Here is a 14,344-nt window from a genome sequence, read left to right as displayed (position 1 = left end):
CGCAGCCCATCAATACAGGAGTCCGGAACATGGAACTGACGATCTTCCAGGTCGACGCATTCGCCGACAGTCCCTTCCAGGGCAATCCGGCGGCGGTCTGCCCCCTCGATGCCTGGCTGGACGACGAGCGCCTGCAGGCCATCGCGGAAGAGAACAATCTTTCGGAAACCGCCTTTGTCGTCGGCCGCGACGGCGACTATCGATTGCGCTGGTTCACGCCGCAGGTCGAGGTGGACCTGTGCGGCCACGCGACCCTGGCGACGGCCTGGGTGCTGATCCACAAGCTCGACGACGCTTCCCCGGTACTGCGTTTCGCCACTCGCAGCGGCGAGCTGAGCGTGCGGCGCGAGGGTGACTCGCTGGCGATGGACTTCCCGGCCAAGCGTCCGGAACCTTGCGCGACACCGGACGGACTGCTGGAGGCGCTGGGCATTGTCGAGGCGGAAGTGCTGAAGACCGACGATTACCTCGTGGTGGTCGACGACGAAAAGACGATCGCTGCCCTGGCGCCTGACTTCGCCCGGCTGAAGGGCCTGCCGTGCCGCGGGGTGGCGGTGACCGCGCGCAGCCAGCGCTTCGATTTCGTCTCGCGCTGGTTCGGGCCCAACGTCGGCGTCAACGAAGACCCGGTGACCGGTTCCGCGCATACCTCCCTGGCGCCGTACTGGGCGCAGCGCCTGGGCAAGACCCGGCTGAGCGCCGAGCAGGGCGGGGCGCGCAAGGGGCGCCTGGAATGCGACGTGCGCGGCGAGCGGGTGGTCATCTCCGGCAAGGCGGCGTTGTACATGAGCGGTACGCTCCATCTCTGATCCCGAAGCAGGAGTGCGACGATGCCGGTACCGCAGGTAGGCGTGGGCGTCCTGATCTTGCGGGACGGCAAGGTATTGCTGGGGCGCCGCAAGGGCAGCCACGGCGCTGGCTGCTGGTCGGCGCCCGGCGGCCATCTCGAGTTCGGCGAGGCGGTGGAGGACTGCGCCCTGCGCGAAGCCCTGGAAGAGACCGGCCTGGCGCTGAGCGAACTGCGCCACGGCCCGTTCAGCAATGACGTCTTCGAGGGGCGACACTACCTCACCGCGTTCATCCTGGCCGGTTGCGCGGAGGATGCCGAGGCGCGCCTCATGGAGCCGGACAAGTGCGACGGCTGGGCCTGGTTCGATTGGGCCGATCTGCCGGAGCCGCTGTTCGCGCCCCTGGCGAGCCTGCGCCGGCGGGGCTATTCGCCCTTCGATCCGGTGCGCTGAGCGACAGGCAAAAAAAATCCCGACCGCGGGGGAGCTGGTCGGGAAATACCCTTGGGGTTCGCACACACCGTGAGCATAGGCCAGTCCGCAACGGCATCAAGAGGAGCCTGTTCGAACTGCTAGGCCCCTTTGAGGCCGTTGCACCGTCGTCATCTCCGCTCGACGGCGAGCGAAGGGGCTGCCCGCTTGCGTTGCGGTATCCAGAACAGCATCAGCGGCAGCAGCGAGGCCCAGCCCAGCAGGACATCGCCGGCCAGGTGGATGTGTTCGCCGGGCATCAATAGTCCCTGCAGGAACATCAGGCCGAAGTGCGCGGCATTGGCCGCCACGGTGAAGTCGATGAACAGCCGGTGGCGGAAGGGCTGGCTGGCGGCGCGCCAGAGGAATGCGCCCCAGACCAGGTAGATCGTCGAGATCATCAGCTCATAGTGCTGTCCGCCGCCTTGCTGGTCGCCCCAGCGAACCAGGCGGAGCAGCAGGCGCCCGGCGTCGGAGTCGAGCAGCGACTGGTCGAGCCGCAGGAGCAGCGTGGCCAGGGCCAGGCCGAAGAACAGCAGGAAGCCGCCGGCCATCAGGCGAATGCTCAGGGTCAGCCAGGGCGTGGCGGAAACCGGGGAAGAGGAGGCAGTCATGCAGATCACCTGTAGGCCATGTCGATGGCGTTGCCTTCGGTCAGGTCGTCGAAATCCGCACGGCGGAAAGGACGCTCTTCACGGGTGATGGTGCGCACCCGTTCGATGTATTCGCGCATGGCGCGGCGGGTATTGCCCTGGGAGGCGGCGGAGAGGAAGCCGGCCTTTTCGCTGGCCATGCCCTCCGTCCAGTCGCGGGAAGCCGCCTGGTAGATCGAACGCTTGATCAGGTGCACCGCCTGCGGCGAGCGCCGGGACAGGCGTTGCGCCAGCGCGTCGGCGGCTTCCAGTAGCTCCTCCGCTGGCGCCAGCCCGTTGACCAGGCCCAGCGCAAGAGCCTGGCGCGGCTCCAGCAGTTGTCCTTCCAGGCACAACTCCAGGGCTTTGGCCACGCCCAGGCTGCGCGCCAGCATCTGGGTGCCGCCGCCTCCCGGTATCAGGCCGATGAGTACTTCCGGTTGGCCGAGGAAGCGTTCCACCTGGTCGTCCTCGGCCATCAGGCGCAGGTCGCAGGCCAGCGCCAGCTCGCAGCCGCCGCCCAGGGCCAGGCCGTTGATCGCGGCGATGAACACCTTGTCCATGCGGCGCATGTGCGCGGTGACCTCATGGAACAGGTTCATGTCGGCGACGCCTGCCAGCAGGGTGCGCCGCAGCAGCTTCCTCGCCCCAGGCAAGTGGCGCAGGAGGCTTTCGCTTTCCAGCAGCAGGCGTGTCAGCCAGGCCGGCATGGAGAAGGTGATGGGGGCGACGGCGCGCTCGATCTCGTCGACGTCGAAGTGGGTCAGGAAGACCCCATCCGCCGCTCCGGAAAGGATGACGGCACCGATGTCCTGGCGCTGCTCCAGGTCGTCCAGCAGGTCGGCCAGTTCCTGCATCACCGCCGTGGTGAGGAAGTTCGCCGGGGGATTGTCGAGCAGGACTTGCAGGACGCGTCCTCGTTGTTCTATGCGCAGGTGTCGCGGTGCTAGAGTCATTGCGGCTTCCTCATTGGATAACGAGCGTTATATAACGATCATTATCCAATGTGACGACATCGTCTCCCCAACCAACGGATAGTCGGCATGCGCTACAAACCGGAACAGAAACAGGCCACCCGCGCCCTGCTGTTGAGCAAGGCCGCTCCGCTGGTGAAGCGCCAGGGCTTCGCCAGCACCGGCCTGGACACCTTGATGAAGGCGGCTGGTCTTACCACCGGGGCGTTCTACTCGCAGTTCTCCAGCAAGGCGGAGTTGCTCGAAGCGATCCTGCAGCGCGAGCTGAGCGCCCAGCACGATGCCTTTCCGCTGGACAGCCTGGAGCAACTGGCCGGCGCCACCCGTCTCTACCTCAGTCGCGGTCATGCGCAGCATGCCGACATGGGCTGCCCGATTCCGGCGCTGGCCGCCGAGGTGGGCCGGGCAGGGCCCGAGGTGCGGGAAACCTTCGAACGCGCCCTGGAACAACGGCAACGGCGGCTGGCCGAACTGATGGGCGACGAGAACCGGGCCTGGGTGCTCACCTGCCTGTCGGTCGGCGCGGTGCTTCTCGCGCGTGCCCAGGCGAGCGAGGTGGCGCGCGACAAGGTCCTGGATGCGGCGCTGGAGCATGCGCTGGGCCTGCTTTCGGCGAGCGGAGCGGTTTCGCCGCAAGCGGACCGGGACTGATTGCACAACTGCAATGTTCGGCGTCTAGCGTCAGGCTTTCCCTCCGACAGGTAAGCCCATGAACGCCCATCATCTCGAACTCGCCAAGGCCCTGCTGGTGTTTGCTCTTGCCGTCGCCGGCCTGGTGGTCGGTCTCATGCCGATGGAGTTCTGAGCGACGCAGGTCCGGCTTCGCGCTTTTCCCTCGTCTTCGAGTGGTCTCTGGCGTTGCACCGGTTTAGGATGCGCGGGTATTTCGGAGCCGCTTCGCTTGGCGTCGCCCGCCGCTGCGCTCCGAGACCGAGCATTGCTCGAACCAGAACGAGATCGAAGGTGCATCGCCACGAGCGGCGCACGGCCTGATGATAGATGGAGGCAACATGAGCGCGGCTCAGCCAGGCATTCTCACCCCGATTCCGGTGGTGGGTCGCTACCTGTTTTTCAGTATTTCCCAACCCGAGCAGGTGGCCGCGACCTTGGCCAGCCTGGCCGCGGCCACCGATGGTTACCAGCTGGTGGTGGGTATCGGCCATTCGCTGATGCTCAGCCTCGGCAAGACCGTCGAGGGCATGAAGGACTATCCGGTGCTCGCCGCGCCCGGCATCGACCTGCCGTCCACGCCCTCCGCGCTGTGGTGCTGGCTGCGCGGCGAGGATCGCGGCGAGGTGACGCTGCGCTCGCACGCGCTGGAACGGTCGCTGGCGCCGGCCTTCCAGCGGACCGGCGCGGTGGATGCGTTCCTCTACGGCGAGGACCGCGACCTGTCCGGCTACAAGGACGGCACCGAGAACCCCAAGGGCGATGCGGCGCTCGAAGCCGCGCTGGTCTCCGGGCGCGGTGCGGGCCTGGATGGCGGCAGTTTCGTTGCTGTCCAGCAGTGGCTGCATGACTTCGACCGGATGCAGGCGATCCCCGGCGAGGAGATGGACAACATCATCGGCCGCCGCAAGTCCGACGATGAAGAACTGGAAGACGCGCCGGCCTACGCCCACGTCAAGCGCACCGAGCAGGAAAGCTTCGAGCCCGCCGCGTTCCTCCTGCGGCGCGGCGCGCCCTGGTCCGACGAGCACCGCGCGGGGCTGTTGTTCGCCGCCTTCGGCCGCTCGTTCGAGGCCTTCGAGGTCCAGTGGCTACGGATGATCGGCGTGGAAGACGGGGTGCTCGATGGCCTGTTCCGTTTCACCCGGCCGATCAGCGGCAGCTACTTCTGGTGTCCGCCCATGGCCGACGGCCGCCTCGACCTGTCCGCCCTCGGCCTCTGAGCCCGCCGCGGCAGCAGGCCAGGCCTGCTGCCGCGTCCTGCGCGGCGCTAGTGGGCGGTGGCCACGGCGGCCTCGTCGATCAGCGCCGCTACTTCCTTCGCTCGCGAGGCCAGTGACGCGTGGCTGGCATCGAGGGTGACGATCTTCCTCGGTGCGATCCGCGCGGCCATCCGCTCCTGGTTCTCCGGCGCAATCATGCGATCGGCGCTGGAAATCTGGTACCAGGAGGGCTTGCTCTTCCAGGCCGGGCTGCCGATGGCATCGCCGAAAGTGCTGGCCAGCGGAGCCTTCTGGGTGATGCCCATGACCAGCCCTTCGTCCGCAGCGAGATCCTGGCAGAAGCTTTCGTGGAACCTGTCCGCCTTCACCCAGAGATAGCCATCGCTGTCCGGCGCCAGGTTCGCTGCGGCCAGGGGCAAGTGCTCCTGGGTGATGCCGCCGGGACTTTCGCCGCTGTCGGGGGCGAAGGCGGCGATATAGACCAGCCCGACCACATTCGGCTGGTTGCCGGCCTCGGTGATCACCGCGCCGCCATAGGAGTGTCCGACCAGCAGGACCGGCCCCTGTTGCTGCGCGATCATCTTGCGCGTCCGCTCGGCATCGTCCGCCAGCGAGGTCAACGGTAGTTCGACGGCATGCAGGTTGTCGTGGCCGAGGCGTTTCAGTTCGAGAATGACCTTGCTCCAGTGGGCGGCGCCGCCCCAGAAGCCGTGGACCAGGATGATCGCAGGCAGGTTGCTCATCGTGTTGCTCCCTTGTGGGTGAGGGTTGCTGGCATGAGGCATCGCCCGGCGAGCATACGAGGTCGCGATGGGCGGGCGATAGCGGGAGGTGAGGACGTTCGTCGAAAAGAACAACTCCTTGTTCCGGTAGGCGACGTGATATCGGCACGGCGGTATGTTGCAAGTCCGGACCCGACCGATCGGGTTGTCGCGACGGGCATGGAGGGGTGATCGGTCGGTCGGGTTCGCGTCTTTTCGGGGCACCCGAATCTGAAAAAATCTTGCTTCTCGCCATACCGGGGGAGCGGGGCGGGTAGATTTTCTTCCGAATCCTTCACTTTCTACCCGGTCATGGAAAAAGCTCTGAAATTGGCGTCATGCCTCTACGGCCTGCTGATCCTGCTCAGCCTGGCGATGGTCGCCTTCCTCAGCCAGTTTCCGTTTCTCCTCAGCTCGGGAGCGGAAAACCTCTCGATGTCGATCCTGCCGCTGCTGATCCCGCTGATGGTCGGGCTGGTCGTCTGCGAGGCGGTGCGGGCGGTGGTGCCGAAGAAGCGCTAGGCGCGGCGCCGGGATCAGCGGCCGAGAATGCGCTGGCGGCGCAGCCGGTACTGCTCGTAGGGAAGGCCCTGGCGGTTCAGCTCTTCCAGCTGGCGTTCGCTGGCGCTGCGGGAAAACGATTCCTCGACTATCGAGTCCGGCGTGACAGGTTGTGCGCAGGCGCTGACCAGCAGCACACCCAGGACCAGGGCAATGCGTGGCATGCGATCTCCATGGACTACGGCAGAAGGGAAAAAAAGGCCATTACCAAGCGGGGGAGGGTTGGTAATGGCCTGTACAAGGGACATTTGCCAGGCCTTGGGGATCTGGCGAAAAAGACGATATCAAGGGGGAATTTGATTAGCCAGCTAACAAAGTGGAATGAAGTTTTGCGGCAGGCGTAACAATTCTGTCCGAATCGTCATTCTTGCGTCACCGCCGGGACAGAGCGGTTTCGGCAGACTGCGGGGGAGTCGCCGAAGGAGATTCGTCGTGGACGATACGCTCAGGTTCGCCTCGCGCTTGTGCAAGTTCATCGTCGCCGCCAGCTTCCTGCTCGTGGCGGTCGCCAGCCTTTGCCTGTGGTGGACGGGCCAGGCCTACGAATACGCGGCGCTGGCGTTCTTTCCGTTCGCCGTACCCATGCTGCTGCTGATCATGGTCTGCGACCTGCTGGCAGCGCTGAATGGCAGGCGTCGCTGAGCGCCCGGGCTGCCTAGCGCTTTCAGCTAGGCCGATGTCGAACCCAGACAACCGGCGCCCCGCGCGTGGCCCTATGGTGAGGCATTCATCCACTGCCTTCCTGGAGCGACCATGTCAGATTTCATCACCGTACTGCGCGATACCTGTCCCGTACCCGTGCTGGACGCCACCAAGTGGAAGCGGATCGACGGCGATCCGCATACCGTCAACCTCAACGCATACGCCTCGGCGGACGGCAGCAAGCTGATGGGCACCTGGATCTGCACGCCGGGCAAGTGGGAGGTGAACTACGAACGCTGGGAGTTCTGCCACTTCCTCGACGGCTACTGCATCATCACCCCGGAAGGCGAGCAACCGGTGCACCTGAGGGCGGGCGACGTGTTCGTCATCGAGCCGGGCCTGCGTGGTACCTGGGAGGTAGTGGAGACGGTGCGCAAGTACTTCGTCTTCGCCTGACGGTATTGCCGCACGTCCGGGATGCCTGCCGGACGTCGCGCCTCAGTCCTGGTGGACGATGCGGCGGATGGTGCCGCCGCAGGACTGGTAGCAACTGCGGTACTCGTCCTGGCAGTCGTCGCCGAAATCGAAGTTGCGCTGCGGGTAGGGGCAGGACTTGCGCTTCTTCTTGTCGCTGTTCTGCATGCAGTAGTTGTAGGCCGTGCTCTGCGCCTGGTAGAGCGCCTCGTCCTGGCGCTGCTGCAGCTTGGCGAGGGTCTTGCACTGGCGCTTCTCGGCATTGCACTGGCTCACGCAGTGCAGGCCGGCATCGCTGGTCGGCGGAATGTAGGAGTAGCTGACGCTAGGGCCGCAACCGCCGAGCAGCAAGGCAAGACCGAGGAGGGGGAGCAGAAGGTGTTTCCGGAACGGCATTGTCGATATCGATAAGCAATGGCAAGCGAGAGCGAATGCTATCACTGGCTTTCCGAAGCTGTACGGCTCTACCCGATAAGGTTGAACTGGCGCACGAAACGCAAAAAAGAAAACCCCGGGACTGGCCCGGGGTTCTCGTCGCGCTCGTGGGTTCGATCAGAACACGCTGAACGGGTACTCGACGAAGGCACGGATTTCGTTGCCGCCACTGAAGTAGCTATCGCGGGCATCAGCAGAAACGCGGGCAAACGAGCTACGCAGGCGCAGGGTGAGGTCCTTGGCCGGACCGCTCTGCACCACGTACTGGACCTGGTTGAAGATCTCGCGCTCCTTGCCGTTGCTGGTCTCGGCGGTCTTGATGTTGTCGCCGCGCACGTAGGCTACGCGGTAGGTCAGGCCGGGCACGCCGTACTTGGCGAAGTCCAGGGCGTAGCTGACCTGCCAGGAACGCTCGTCCTCGGCGTTGAAGTCCGACCAGTAGGAGTTGGCCAGCCAGATGGTGGTGCCGCCGTCGCCGATGCCGCCGGCGTTCTGGTACCAGCCGTAGTTGTAGCCGGTGTCGCCGGTGTTGCGCTGGTGGGCGATCATGAAGGTGTGGGCGTCGATGGTGTAGGACGCCGCCAGGCTCCAGATCTTGTTGTCGCGGTTACCGTTGAAGTTCTGGTCGGCGAAGTCGCTGTCCAGCTTGGTGCGATAGCCGTTGAAGTCGAAGTTCAGCGACTGGTCGGCCTGCAGCGGGATGGTGTAGTTCAGGTTGATGTACTGCTTCTTCAGTACGTCCTCGACGTCGGAAGCGTACAGCGAGGCGTTGAAGTGATCGGTGAAGGCGTACTTGCCGCCGAACACGTTGATGCTCTTCAGGCCGCCGCTGTCGCGCCCTTCGGCGCTCTTGCGGGATTCCGCGGTGAAGCGACCGGCGTTCAGCTCCAGGCCCTCGATCTCCTTGGAGGTGATCAGGGTGCCGCTGTAGCTTTCCGGGAGCAGGCGCGAGTTGTCGTAGCTGAGCACCGGCAGGCTGGGCATCTGGTCGCCGTACTTGAGCACGGTGTTGGAGATGCGGAACTTCACCGCCGCGCCGCCCTTGGACAGATCGTCCGCCGCGGAGCCGCTGTCGCCCTGCTTGAAGAAGTCGATACCGGCGGCGCCGCTACGACCCTTCCCGCCGTCCAAGCGAACAGCGTACATACCGAACACGTCCACACCTATCCCGATGGTTCCTTGGGTGAAGCCGGAAGTGAAGGTCGCGGTTGCAGCCTGGCCCCACTCTGCTTGGTCCTCTGTACCGTACTTCTTGTCGCGTTTGATATATGCATTGCGGAAGAACAGATCGAGGTGGCTGTCCTCGACAAACCCCTTTGCTGCTTCTTGGTCATTGGCCATCGCCTGGCTTGCAGTCGCGATGCCCAGTGCCAGCAGGCAAATCCTTTTCTTCAACATCTTATTGTTCCTGGTTGTTGGCTTGATGTGCGCTGAAATTGAAGGAAGCGCAAGGTTCGAAGTGCACGGGAGTCATTTGTCCCATTTACCGTGCGTGGCGGTTCTGGTTTCTTGTTTCTCCCGTTGGCGGCGCAACAATACCAGAACATTGTTCGATCCAAGAAAGCTTCGAGTCATTTGCTAATAACCAAAGTGCAAGGAAAGCCCCTTCCATAGGCTCTGAATCGGGCGTTGCCGGATCGCTTCGTCATGCGCCTGCAATATCAACCTTATCGATAAGTACCATGCCGCGAAGTCGCTGCAGTTCTCGCTTTGGGCGGTGATACCGTCGAATCGTGAACGGATCGACAAAGAGGGACGTGACATGAAGATTCTTATCGCTGTATTCGCCGCCCTGGCCCTGTCCGCCTGTGCCTCGCCTCCCGCTTCGAACGCCCCGGCGCTGGCCGCCAGCACCAGCAAGGCTCCCTACGATTACGCGATGTGCGTCTTGCCCAAGTGGCAACGCCAGGCGCCGGGCGTGGCGCTGGTGGAGGAAGGCCGCGGCTATCGCCTGGCGGACGCCGGTCAGTGGCTGGAGGTGCAGCCGGCGAGGGGTGGCAGCCTGGTGCGAATCCATGACCAGCAGCCCTGGGTCACCCGCGGGGCCTTCATCGATGCGGCCAGGACCTGTTCCTGAGCCGCGAGGAAGAGGGAAGAGCTCCGGCCCCCCTAGCATGAAGTGTCCGGAGCTCTACGGCCGCAAACGGAGGATGGCCGCAGAACGATCATCTGCCTATGGCCGGCGCTGCGCTTGATCGAGATCAAGTACTGGAGGCCGGGGAGCCGGCGTGTGCGGCGATTCGCGTGACGGGTCTCGTTTTTTCTGTGAAGTGCATTGCATAACGCTTCAATCGGGACGGGTGGCCAGCATGCCAACCAGTTCCTGGGCGGCCTTGCGCAATGGCTGGTTTTTCAGCCAGATAGCGTGGACAGGCAGTTTCAGCTCGTTCTTGGTATTCCTGAAGTCCAGGCGTACCAGCCTTCCCGTTGCCAGCAGCGGCGCGACCCGGGACAACGGGAAATTGCCCCAGCCGATCCCCGCCTCGACCATTTCCAGCGCCGTGCCCAGGCTGTCGGTGCGCCAGCAGGCGCCGGCAATCAGCGGACGGGTGTCGGCCAACGGTAGGTCGCAACTGGCGACCAGGATCTGCCGCACGTTCACCAGCTCTTCCAGGTACAGCGCCTGCCCCGGCTTCTGCAGGGCGGGATGGTGCGGCGAGATGGTCGCGACCAGCGATTCCGCGCCGACATACTGGAAGCGCTCCTGCGGGTTCACGCTGATGCCGGCGAATCCGAAGCACAGGCTGATCCGGCCGCCATGGAGCAGGGCGAGGGCATCGTCCTGCGCCGCGCTGAGCACCTCGACATCGAGCAGCGGGTAGCGCTCGGAAAGGGTGCGGAGGGCGCCGAACAGCCGCCTGCTGTCGATGTCCGCAACCACGCCGAGCGACAGGCGGCTTTCCAATCCCTGGGAGAGTTCCAGCGCATGCACCTGCAACTGGGCGAGCTGCTCGGCGATCATCCGCGCTTGCGGTGCCAGGGCCCTGGCCAGCGCCGTAGGACGGGCTTCGCGGTGGGTTCGCTCGAAAAGGGCGAAACCCAGCTCCGCCTCCAGGTTGGCGATGCCCATGCTCACCGCCGAAGGCACTCGACCCAAGGCACGGGCGGCGCCGGAAAAGGAGCCGCGGTCGAGGACGGCGAGGAACAGCTCGATGGTATCGCTGGAAAAGTTCATGGCAATTCTCCTATCAGCAGATCTGAAAGCTGTTGACTTTTTCTGTCAAGAAAATTGATCCAACCTTGCCCGCCTTTCCGCTATCACGCCCGAGAGGTCCACGTGCAAGGCATCAAGCGCAAACTGGTCTACGTGACCGCCTACGAATTGATCGGGATGAGTATCTCGACCCTGGGGCTGGCCCTGCTCGCCGGTTCCACGCCCACTACCACCGGCCCCCTGGCGGTGGTGATTACCACCGTCGCGGTGACCTGGAACTTCATCTACAACTGCCTGTTCGAGTTCTGGGAGCGGCGCCAGGCCGTGCGCGGACGCAGCATTGCGCGGCGGGTGGCGCACGCCATCGGCTTCCAGCTGACCCTGGTGGTCTACCTGATCCCGCTGATTGCCTGGTGGATGGGGATTTCCCTGCTGGAGGCGTTCTGGCTGGACCTGGCGCTTATCGTCCTGATCCCGTGCTACACCTTCCTCTTCAACTGGGCCTTCGATCGCCTGTTCGGCCTCCCGACTTCCGCGTTGCCGGCCGGCGAGGCGGCCTCCGTCTGAGGATTTTTTTTCTTCAGCGCCATTCGCGCTCGCCTTGGCCGGGGCAAATCGCCTACCTTAGACGGACGTGCGCTGTGGTGCCGGTTCAGGGAGGAAGTACGACCGCAAGCCATGAAGGTCTGCCCCGGCGAGGATGGGGTGCGGCATTTCGATGAACGGATTGGGGTCACTATGCGGATTTTGGGGATGCTACTGGGGGCCGTCTTGCTGGCGGGTTGTTCGACATCGACGCCCTCGCTCGACGAGACGGACCAGGTACCGAAGGAGCGTTTGTACAACTACCAGTTCCGTGACGACGGCGACGCCTTCCTGGTGGTTTCCCGGGACCGCGAGTTCCTCGGCAGCGTCTGCAATACCCGCTTGATCATCGATAGCCGCCTGGCCGCTGAGATCCAGGCCGGCGAGAGCGCGCGTTTCCGTCTTCCGGCGGGGCTGCGGGTGGTATCCGTGCAGGGCGATGGGATCTGCCGCGGCGAGGCGCCCAAGCAGGTGGTGCATGTGCAGAACGGGCAGACCACGCATTACCGGATCACCGTGGACTCCGGCCTGAACATCGGCCTGGTGCCGGGCTGACGCCGGCGCAACGAAAAAGCCGCCCGTGGGCGGCTTTTTCATGCGCGGCGTTTATTCGCTGACCGCTTTCTCGACCTTTTCGGACGCTGACCAGATCCGATAGCGGACCTCCACGTCCTTCGGCGCATAGACCACGATCGGCAGCTTGCTGTTGTAGCGCAGCAGGAAGCCTTCGCCGACCACCGGGATGAAGCGCTGCTCCTTCTTCTGGCCGGGGCAGGCCATCATCGTGCTCATCGGCCCGCTGACCTTGTCCAGGCGGTAGTAGGAGTAGCCCCAGCCTTCCAGGGTGTGCTCTTCCAGCTCGCCGCCCAGGCGCTGCTGGTTGCAGTCGGCCTCGAGGGTCTTGCCGGCGATGATCTCGACCTTGAATGCGTCTTCCGCGTCCTGTTTCGGCAGGTGGATGACCTGGCGGGTGAAGCCGGCATCTGCCTTCGGGTAGGGAACCTTTTCATCCAGTTTGGCGGCCATGGCGGTGCTGGAAAGAGCGGCAACGCCGGCGGCGATCAGTAGTGCTTTCATGTCCTTGAGGTTCTCCTTACGTGGTAACGCGAGCAGGGTAAGACACCGAGGCACGGGTGAAAAGTTCAGTGGGGGACGTAACGGAATGTTCCATGTCCTGGGCCAGCCGGTCGGGGCACGGCCGAATCGCGGGCAAAAAAAAGACCATCTGCGGGGGGAGGGCGATGGTCTTCAAAGGAGCGTCGGGGACTTGGGGTTCTCCCGACGCCGCTACGATCTCACGCCGCTCCGCTGGGGAAAAATGCTTTGGGCTGATAGTGGCTATCGATGCCGGTGACTTGAAATTCCCCGCCAACTCATAGCAAGTTCCGCACGATAGAGCCGTCAGCGCATCAGTTTGCGTTTTTTTCAGCGGGTCAGTTGCAAGGCCAGTTCATCGACCTGTTCGGCCCAGTCGGAGTCCTCGGCCAGGGCCTCGCGCAGGAAGCTGGCCTGGGCAGGGTTCCAGAATGGCGCATCGGGCAGCGCCGTGCCCTCCTCGAGGTGGTGCCGGGCGAGAAAGGCGACGATGTCGTCCCGCCCAGCGGGGAGCCCCAACTGGCGGAACAGGTTGGAAAAGGTGTGCGGGCTGGTGTCCATGACGGTTCCTCCTGGACTCGCTGTTTTTCCACTATAGCCGGCGGGACGGCAGGGCTGCCGTGGGAGCCGGGGGTGGGTAATTTTGTCGCAGATGAAAAAGACTGTTGTGCGCGGCGCGCTTCATGGCGAAGGGGCGGGCGCTTATTATTAGCAAGCTAATGATAACCGGAGTCAGCCTATGTCCAGAATCGAAGTCGCCGTGCTGGTGGGGACGTCCGTTCCCGAATCGCTGCGCAGCAAGGGATTGCTGGCCTGTTGGATCCTGATGGTGGACGGTGCCATGTGGGCCGGACCCTTCACCAGTCGTGACGAGGCGGAAGCCTTGAAGGGAACCTGGGAACTGAGTTGGCCGCTGGAGGCGGCGATCTCCGCCTGAGCCAAGGCCCTTGCCTTGCCGAAAAGCCCGCCGAGCGCGGGCTTTCTGTTGCCTGCGGAAACGCCCTAGCGGCGGCCCACCAGCAAGCCGAGGAGGAAGCCGGCGCCGGCCGAGACGGCGATGGTCTGCCAGGGGTGGTCCTCGACGTATTCCTCGGTCGCTTCGGCGGCCGCCTGGCTGCGTTGCACCACGCCGCGGCGGGTGCGCTCGATGGCGTCGCGACCACGATGCAGCACGGAATTGATCTGTTCACGCAGGTTCGCGCCCTCCTTGCCGGCCAGGCTGCCGGTGCCGCTCATCAACTGGTCCACCTCGGCGATCAGGTCCTGCAGTTCGGCCATGGCCTGGTCCTGGATAGCCTGCTTGGCGCGAGCGGAGCGGGTTTTCAGAGTCATGTCGGTCTCCTTGACGAGGATGGTTACCTAGGTATGGAGTCGCCCGCTTCGCTGAAAGTTGCACGGCATGGCCTGCGTCGGGGGTTTCCGTAGCATGCGGGAGAGCCGTTTCAGGATGCCCCGGCCTCGCCGCGCAGGTAGCGGTCGAGGTCGATCGCTTCGCCGCTCTTGAGTTTCAGGCGTCGGCGCAGGTCGTCGAACATAGCGTCGTACTCGCGGCGCTGGCGCACGATCGGTCCCTGCCGCAAGCGCAGGCCGTGGCGCCGGGCCAGGCGACTGGCACGGCTGGCGAAATGCACGGCGGCGTCGCGTGGCAGTTCGAAGCTTTCGCTGAAAGGCTGGCCGTCGATCCGGCCCTCCATGTCGAAGTGTACGGCCACCGGGCGGGCCTCGGCCTCCAGGACCCGGTAGCGCAGGTGGATATCGAATGCCTGGCGGTCGACTTCGCTGGCCGAGGCGAGATGCAGGTGGCCGGGAATGAACATGGCCTGCCTCCTTTTCGGATAACCGGGGAAATGCCCTTGCCTGCCAGGGTATGCTTCGCCGGC

Annotated in this window: 22 protein-coding genes; 11 read left to right on the top strand and 11 right to left on the bottom strand. The window is 64.4% G+C overall.

The genetic code is table 11. The annotated features are described in order from the left end of the window. The first annotated feature begins 29 nt into the window (after window positions 1-29). Window positions 30-809 carry a PhzF family phenazine biosynthesis protein gene (locus tag M6E97_RS06655; protein WP_003108892.1) on the top strand — a complete coding sequence of 260 codons (780 nt, stop codon included), beginning with the start codon at window positions 30-32 and terminating at the stop codon, window positions 807-809. Between the two features lie 21 nt (window positions 810-830). Continuing rightward, complete coding sequence (locus tag M6E97_RS06650; protein ID WP_022580247.1) at window positions 831-1,241, top strand: nucleotide triphosphate diphosphatase NUDT15; 411 nt, start codon at window positions 831-833, stop codon at window positions 1,239-1,241. A 149-nt stretch (window positions 1,242-1,390) separates the two neighbouring features. On the opposite strand, the gene M6E97_RS06645 is transcribed toward M6E97_RS06650, so the two are convergent. Then, window positions 1,391-1,873 (bottom strand): DUF6632 domain-containing protein, encoded by a 483-nt coding sequence (locus M6E97_RS06645; protein WP_012613943.1) that lies wholly within the window; start codon window positions 1,871-1,873, stop codon window positions 1,391-1,393. Between the two features lie 5 nt (window positions 1,874-1,878). Then, the gene (locus M6E97_RS06640) at window positions 1,879-2,847 is read right to left on the bottom strand and encodes an enoyl-CoA hydratase/isomerase family protein (RefSeq protein ID WP_033939294.1); all 969 of its coding nucleotides are present in this window, start codon (window positions 2,845-2,847) and stop codon (window positions 1,879-1,881) included. Between the two features lie 87 nt (window positions 2,848-2,934). On the opposite strand from M6E97_RS06640, the gene M6E97_RS06635 reads away from it, so the two are divergent. Together M6E97_RS06635 and M6E97_RS06630 are read left to right on the top strand one after the other, a co-directional pair. Continuing rightward, window positions 2,935-3,516, top strand: a complete 582-nt coding sequence (locus tag M6E97_RS06635) for a TetR/AcrR family transcriptional regulator (protein WP_003090825.1) — start codon at window positions 2,935-2,937, stop codon at window positions 3,514-3,516. Window positions 3,517-3,857: 341 nt separating this feature from the next. Further along, entirely contained in the window at window positions 3,858-4,757 is a 900-nt protein-coding gene (locus M6E97_RS06630; RefSeq protein WP_003119903.1) for a Dyp-type peroxidase, read from the top strand. Window positions 4,758-4,804: 47 nt separating this feature from the next. Here the strand turns inward: M6E97_RS06630 and M6E97_RS06625 are convergent, their stop codons facing one another. Continuing rightward, window positions 4,805-5,500, bottom strand: a complete 696-nt coding sequence (locus M6E97_RS06625) for an alpha/beta hydrolase (protein ID WP_003090823.1) — start codon at window positions 5,498-5,500, stop codon at window positions 4,805-4,807. Window positions 5,501-5,848: 348 nt separating this feature from the next. Between M6E97_RS06625 and M6E97_RS06620 the strand changes: the two genes are divergently transcribed. Continuing rightward, window positions 5,849-6,040, top strand: a complete 192-nt coding sequence (locus M6E97_RS06620) for a hypothetical protein (protein ID WP_003099127.1) — start codon at window positions 5,849-5,851, stop codon at window positions 6,038-6,040. Between the two features lie 14 nt (window positions 6,041-6,054). Here the strand turns inward: M6E97_RS06620 and M6E97_RS06615 are convergent, their stop codons facing one another. Next, window positions 6,055-6,243: a hypothetical protein gene (locus M6E97_RS06615; protein ID WP_003090821.1), complete on the bottom strand. Its 189-nt coding sequence runs from the start codon at window positions 6,241-6,243 to the stop codon at window positions 6,055-6,057. Between the two features lie 268 nt (window positions 6,244-6,511). Here M6E97_RS06615 and M6E97_RS06610 point away from each other — a divergent pair, with 268 nt between their 5' ends. After that, window positions 6,512-6,721, top strand: a complete 210-nt coding sequence (locus M6E97_RS06610; protein WP_003090820.1) for a hypothetical protein — start codon at window positions 6,512-6,514, stop codon at window positions 6,719-6,721. A 111-nt stretch (window positions 6,722-6,832) separates the two neighbouring features. Beyond that, complete coding sequence (locus tag M6E97_RS06605; protein ID WP_003090818.1) at window positions 6,833-7,177, top strand: cupin domain-containing protein; 345 nt, start codon at window positions 6,833-6,835, stop codon at window positions 7,175-7,177. A gap of 42 nt (window positions 7,178-7,219) precedes the next feature. Here the strand turns inward: M6E97_RS06605 and M6E97_RS06600 are convergent, their stop codons facing one another. Both M6E97_RS06600 and M6E97_RS06595 read right to left on the bottom strand, forming a co-directional pair. Then, window positions 7,220-7,591: a hypothetical protein gene (locus M6E97_RS06600; protein WP_003160518.1), complete on the bottom strand. Its 372-nt coding sequence runs from the start codon at window positions 7,589-7,591 to the stop codon at window positions 7,220-7,222. A 156-nt stretch (window positions 7,592-7,747) separates the two neighbouring features. Then, window positions 7,748-9,028: an OprD family porin gene (locus M6E97_RS06595; protein WP_003090815.1), complete on the bottom strand. Its 1,281-nt coding sequence runs from the start codon at window positions 9,026-9,028 to the stop codon at window positions 7,748-7,750. A gap of 364 nt (window positions 9,029-9,392) precedes the next feature. Here M6E97_RS06595 and M6E97_RS06590 point away from each other — a divergent pair, with 364 nt between their 5' ends. Continuing rightward, window positions 9,393-9,707, top strand: coding sequence for a hypothetical protein (locus M6E97_RS06590; RefSeq protein ID WP_003090814.1), 315 nt, complete (start codon window positions 9,393-9,395; stop codon window positions 9,705-9,707). A gap of 210 nt (window positions 9,708-9,917) precedes the next feature. Here M6E97_RS06590 and M6E97_RS06585 read toward each other — a convergent pair whose 3' ends face one another. Next, window positions 9,918-10,805: a LysR family transcriptional regulator gene (locus tag M6E97_RS06585; protein WP_033939295.1), complete on the bottom strand. Its 888-nt coding sequence runs from the start codon at window positions 10,803-10,805 to the stop codon at window positions 9,918-9,920. 102 nt (window positions 10,806-10,907) lie between these two features. Here M6E97_RS06585 and M6E97_RS06580 point away from each other — a divergent pair, with 102 nt between their 5' ends. Then, complete coding sequence (locus M6E97_RS06580) at window positions 10,908-11,351, top strand: PACE efflux transporter (RefSeq protein WP_003090812.1); 444 nt, start codon at window positions 10,908-10,910, stop codon at window positions 11,349-11,351. 186 nt (window positions 11,352-11,537) lie between these two features. Next, complete coding sequence (locus M6E97_RS06575) at window positions 11,538-11,924, top strand: hypothetical protein (protein ID WP_003160516.1); 387 nt, start codon at window positions 11,538-11,540, stop codon at window positions 11,922-11,924. Window positions 11,925-11,975: 51 nt separating this feature from the next. Here the strand turns inward: M6E97_RS06575 and eco are convergent, their stop codons facing one another. Together eco and M6E97_RS06565 are read right to left on the bottom strand one after the other, a co-directional pair. Beyond that, entirely contained in the window at window positions 11,976-12,446 is a 471-nt protein-coding gene (gene eco / locus M6E97_RS06570) for a serine protease inhibitor ecotin (RefSeq protein ID WP_003090808.1), read from the bottom strand. A gap of 348 nt (window positions 12,447-12,794) precedes the next feature. Further along, window positions 12,795-13,025, bottom strand: coding sequence for a DUF2789 domain-containing protein (locus M6E97_RS06565; protein WP_003090806.1), 231 nt, complete (start codon window positions 13,023-13,025; stop codon window positions 12,795-12,797). A gap of 178 nt (window positions 13,026-13,203) precedes the next feature. Here M6E97_RS06565 and M6E97_RS06560 point away from each other — a divergent pair, with 178 nt between their 5' ends. Next, window positions 13,204-13,401 (top strand): hypothetical protein, encoded by a 198-nt coding sequence (locus M6E97_RS06560; RefSeq protein ID WP_003090804.1) that lies wholly within the window; start codon window positions 13,204-13,206, stop codon window positions 13,399-13,401. A gap of 65 nt (window positions 13,402-13,466) precedes the next feature. On the opposite strand, the gene M6E97_RS06555 is transcribed toward M6E97_RS06560, so the two are convergent. Further along, a complete protein-coding gene (locus tag M6E97_RS06555) occupies window positions 13,467-13,796 on the bottom strand; it encodes a DUF883 family protein (protein WP_003090802.1) in 330 nt (109 codons plus the stop codon). A gap of 110 nt (window positions 13,797-13,906) precedes the next feature. Next, window positions 13,907-14,281, bottom strand: coding sequence for a DUF5064 family protein (locus tag M6E97_RS06550; RefSeq protein ID WP_003090800.1), 375 nt, complete (start codon window positions 14,279-14,281; stop codon window positions 13,907-13,909). Between the last annotated feature and the right edge of the window lie 63 nt (window positions 14,282-14,344).

The organism is Pseudomonas sp. B111 (genome assembly GCF_026428275.1).
GTDB classification, from domain to species: domain Bacteria; phylum Pseudomonadota; class Gammaproteobacteria; order Pseudomonadales; family Pseudomonadaceae; genus Pseudomonas; species Pseudomonas aeruginosa.
Note: the sequence above shows the minus strand (reverse complement) of the source record. Positions and strands in the feature narration are given on the sequence as shown.

Excerpts from the sequence above, each read along its gene's own strand:
- M6E97_RS06650 (WP_022580247.1), top strand. The coding sequence starts at position 831 with ATGCCGGTACCGCAGGTAGGCGTGGGCGTCCTGATCTTGCGGGACGGC.
- M6E97_RS06575 (WP_003160516.1), top strand. The coding sequence starts at position 11,538 with ATGCTACTGGGGGCCGTCTTGCTGGCGGGTTGTTCGACATCGACGCCC.
- M6E97_RS06550 (WP_003090800.1), bottom strand. The coding sequence starts at position 14,281 with ATGTTCATTCCCGGCCACCTGCATCTCGCCTCGGCCAGCGAAGTCGAC.
- M6E97_RS06590 (WP_003090814.1), top strand. The coding sequence starts at position 9,393 with ATGAAGATTCTTATCGCTGTATTCGCCGCCCTGGCCCTGTCCGCCTGT.
- M6E97_RS06605 (WP_003090818.1), top strand. The coding sequence starts at position 6,833 with ATGTCAGATTTCATCACCGTACTGCGCGATACCTGTCCCGTACCCGTG.
- M6E97_RS06645 (WP_012613943.1), bottom strand. The coding sequence starts at position 1,873 with ATGACTGCCTCCTCTTCCCCGGTTTCCGCCACGCCCTGGCTGACCCTG.
- M6E97_RS06560 (WP_003090804.1), top strand. The coding sequence starts at position 13,204 with ATGTCCAGAATCGAAGTCGCCGTGCTGGTGGGGACGTCCGTTCCCGAA.
- M6E97_RS06635 (WP_003090825.1), top strand. The coding sequence starts at position 2,935 with ATGCGCTACAAACCGGAACAGAAACAGGCCACCCGCGCCCTGCTGTTG.
- M6E97_RS06595 (WP_003090815.1), bottom strand. The coding sequence starts at position 9,028 with ATGTTGAAGAAAAGGATTTGCCTGCTGGCACTGGGCATCGCGACTGCA.
- M6E97_RS06655 (WP_003108892.1), top strand. The coding sequence starts at position 30 with ATGGAACTGACGATCTTCCAGGTCGACGCATTCGCCGACAGTCCCTTC.
- M6E97_RS06600 (WP_003160518.1), bottom strand. The coding sequence starts at position 7,591 with ATGCCGTTCCGGAAACACCTTCTGCTCCCCCTCCTCGGTCTTGCCTTG.
- M6E97_RS06630 (WP_003119903.1), top strand. The coding sequence starts at position 3,858 with ATGATAGATGGAGGCAACATGAGCGCGGCTCAGCCAGGCATTCTCACC.
- M6E97_RS06565 (WP_003090806.1), bottom strand. The coding sequence starts at position 13,025 with ATGGACACCAGCCCGCACACCTTTTCCAACCTGTTCCGCCAGTTGGGG.
- M6E97_RS06555 (WP_003090802.1), bottom strand. The coding sequence starts at position 13,796 with ATGACTCTGAAAACCCGCTCCGCTCGCGCCAAGCAGGCTATCCAGGAC.
- M6E97_RS06615 (WP_003090821.1), bottom strand. The coding sequence starts at position 6,243 with ATGCCACGCATTGCCCTGGTCCTGGGTGTGCTGCTGGTCAGCGCCTGC.
- M6E97_RS06640 (WP_033939294.1), bottom strand. The coding sequence starts at position 2,847 with ATGACTCTAGCACCGCGACACCTGCGCATAGAACAACGAGGACGCGTC.
- M6E97_RS06585 (WP_033939295.1), bottom strand. The coding sequence starts at position 10,805 with ATGAACTTTTCCAGCGATACCATCGAGCTGTTCCTCGCCGTCCTCGAC.
- M6E97_RS06625 (WP_003090823.1), bottom strand. The coding sequence starts at position 5,500 with ATGAGCAACCTGCCTGCGATCATCCTGGTCCACGGCTTCTGGGGCGGC.
- eco (WP_003090808.1), bottom strand. The coding sequence starts at position 12,446 with ATGAAAGCACTACTGATCGCCGCCGGCGTTGCCGCTCTTTCCAGCACC.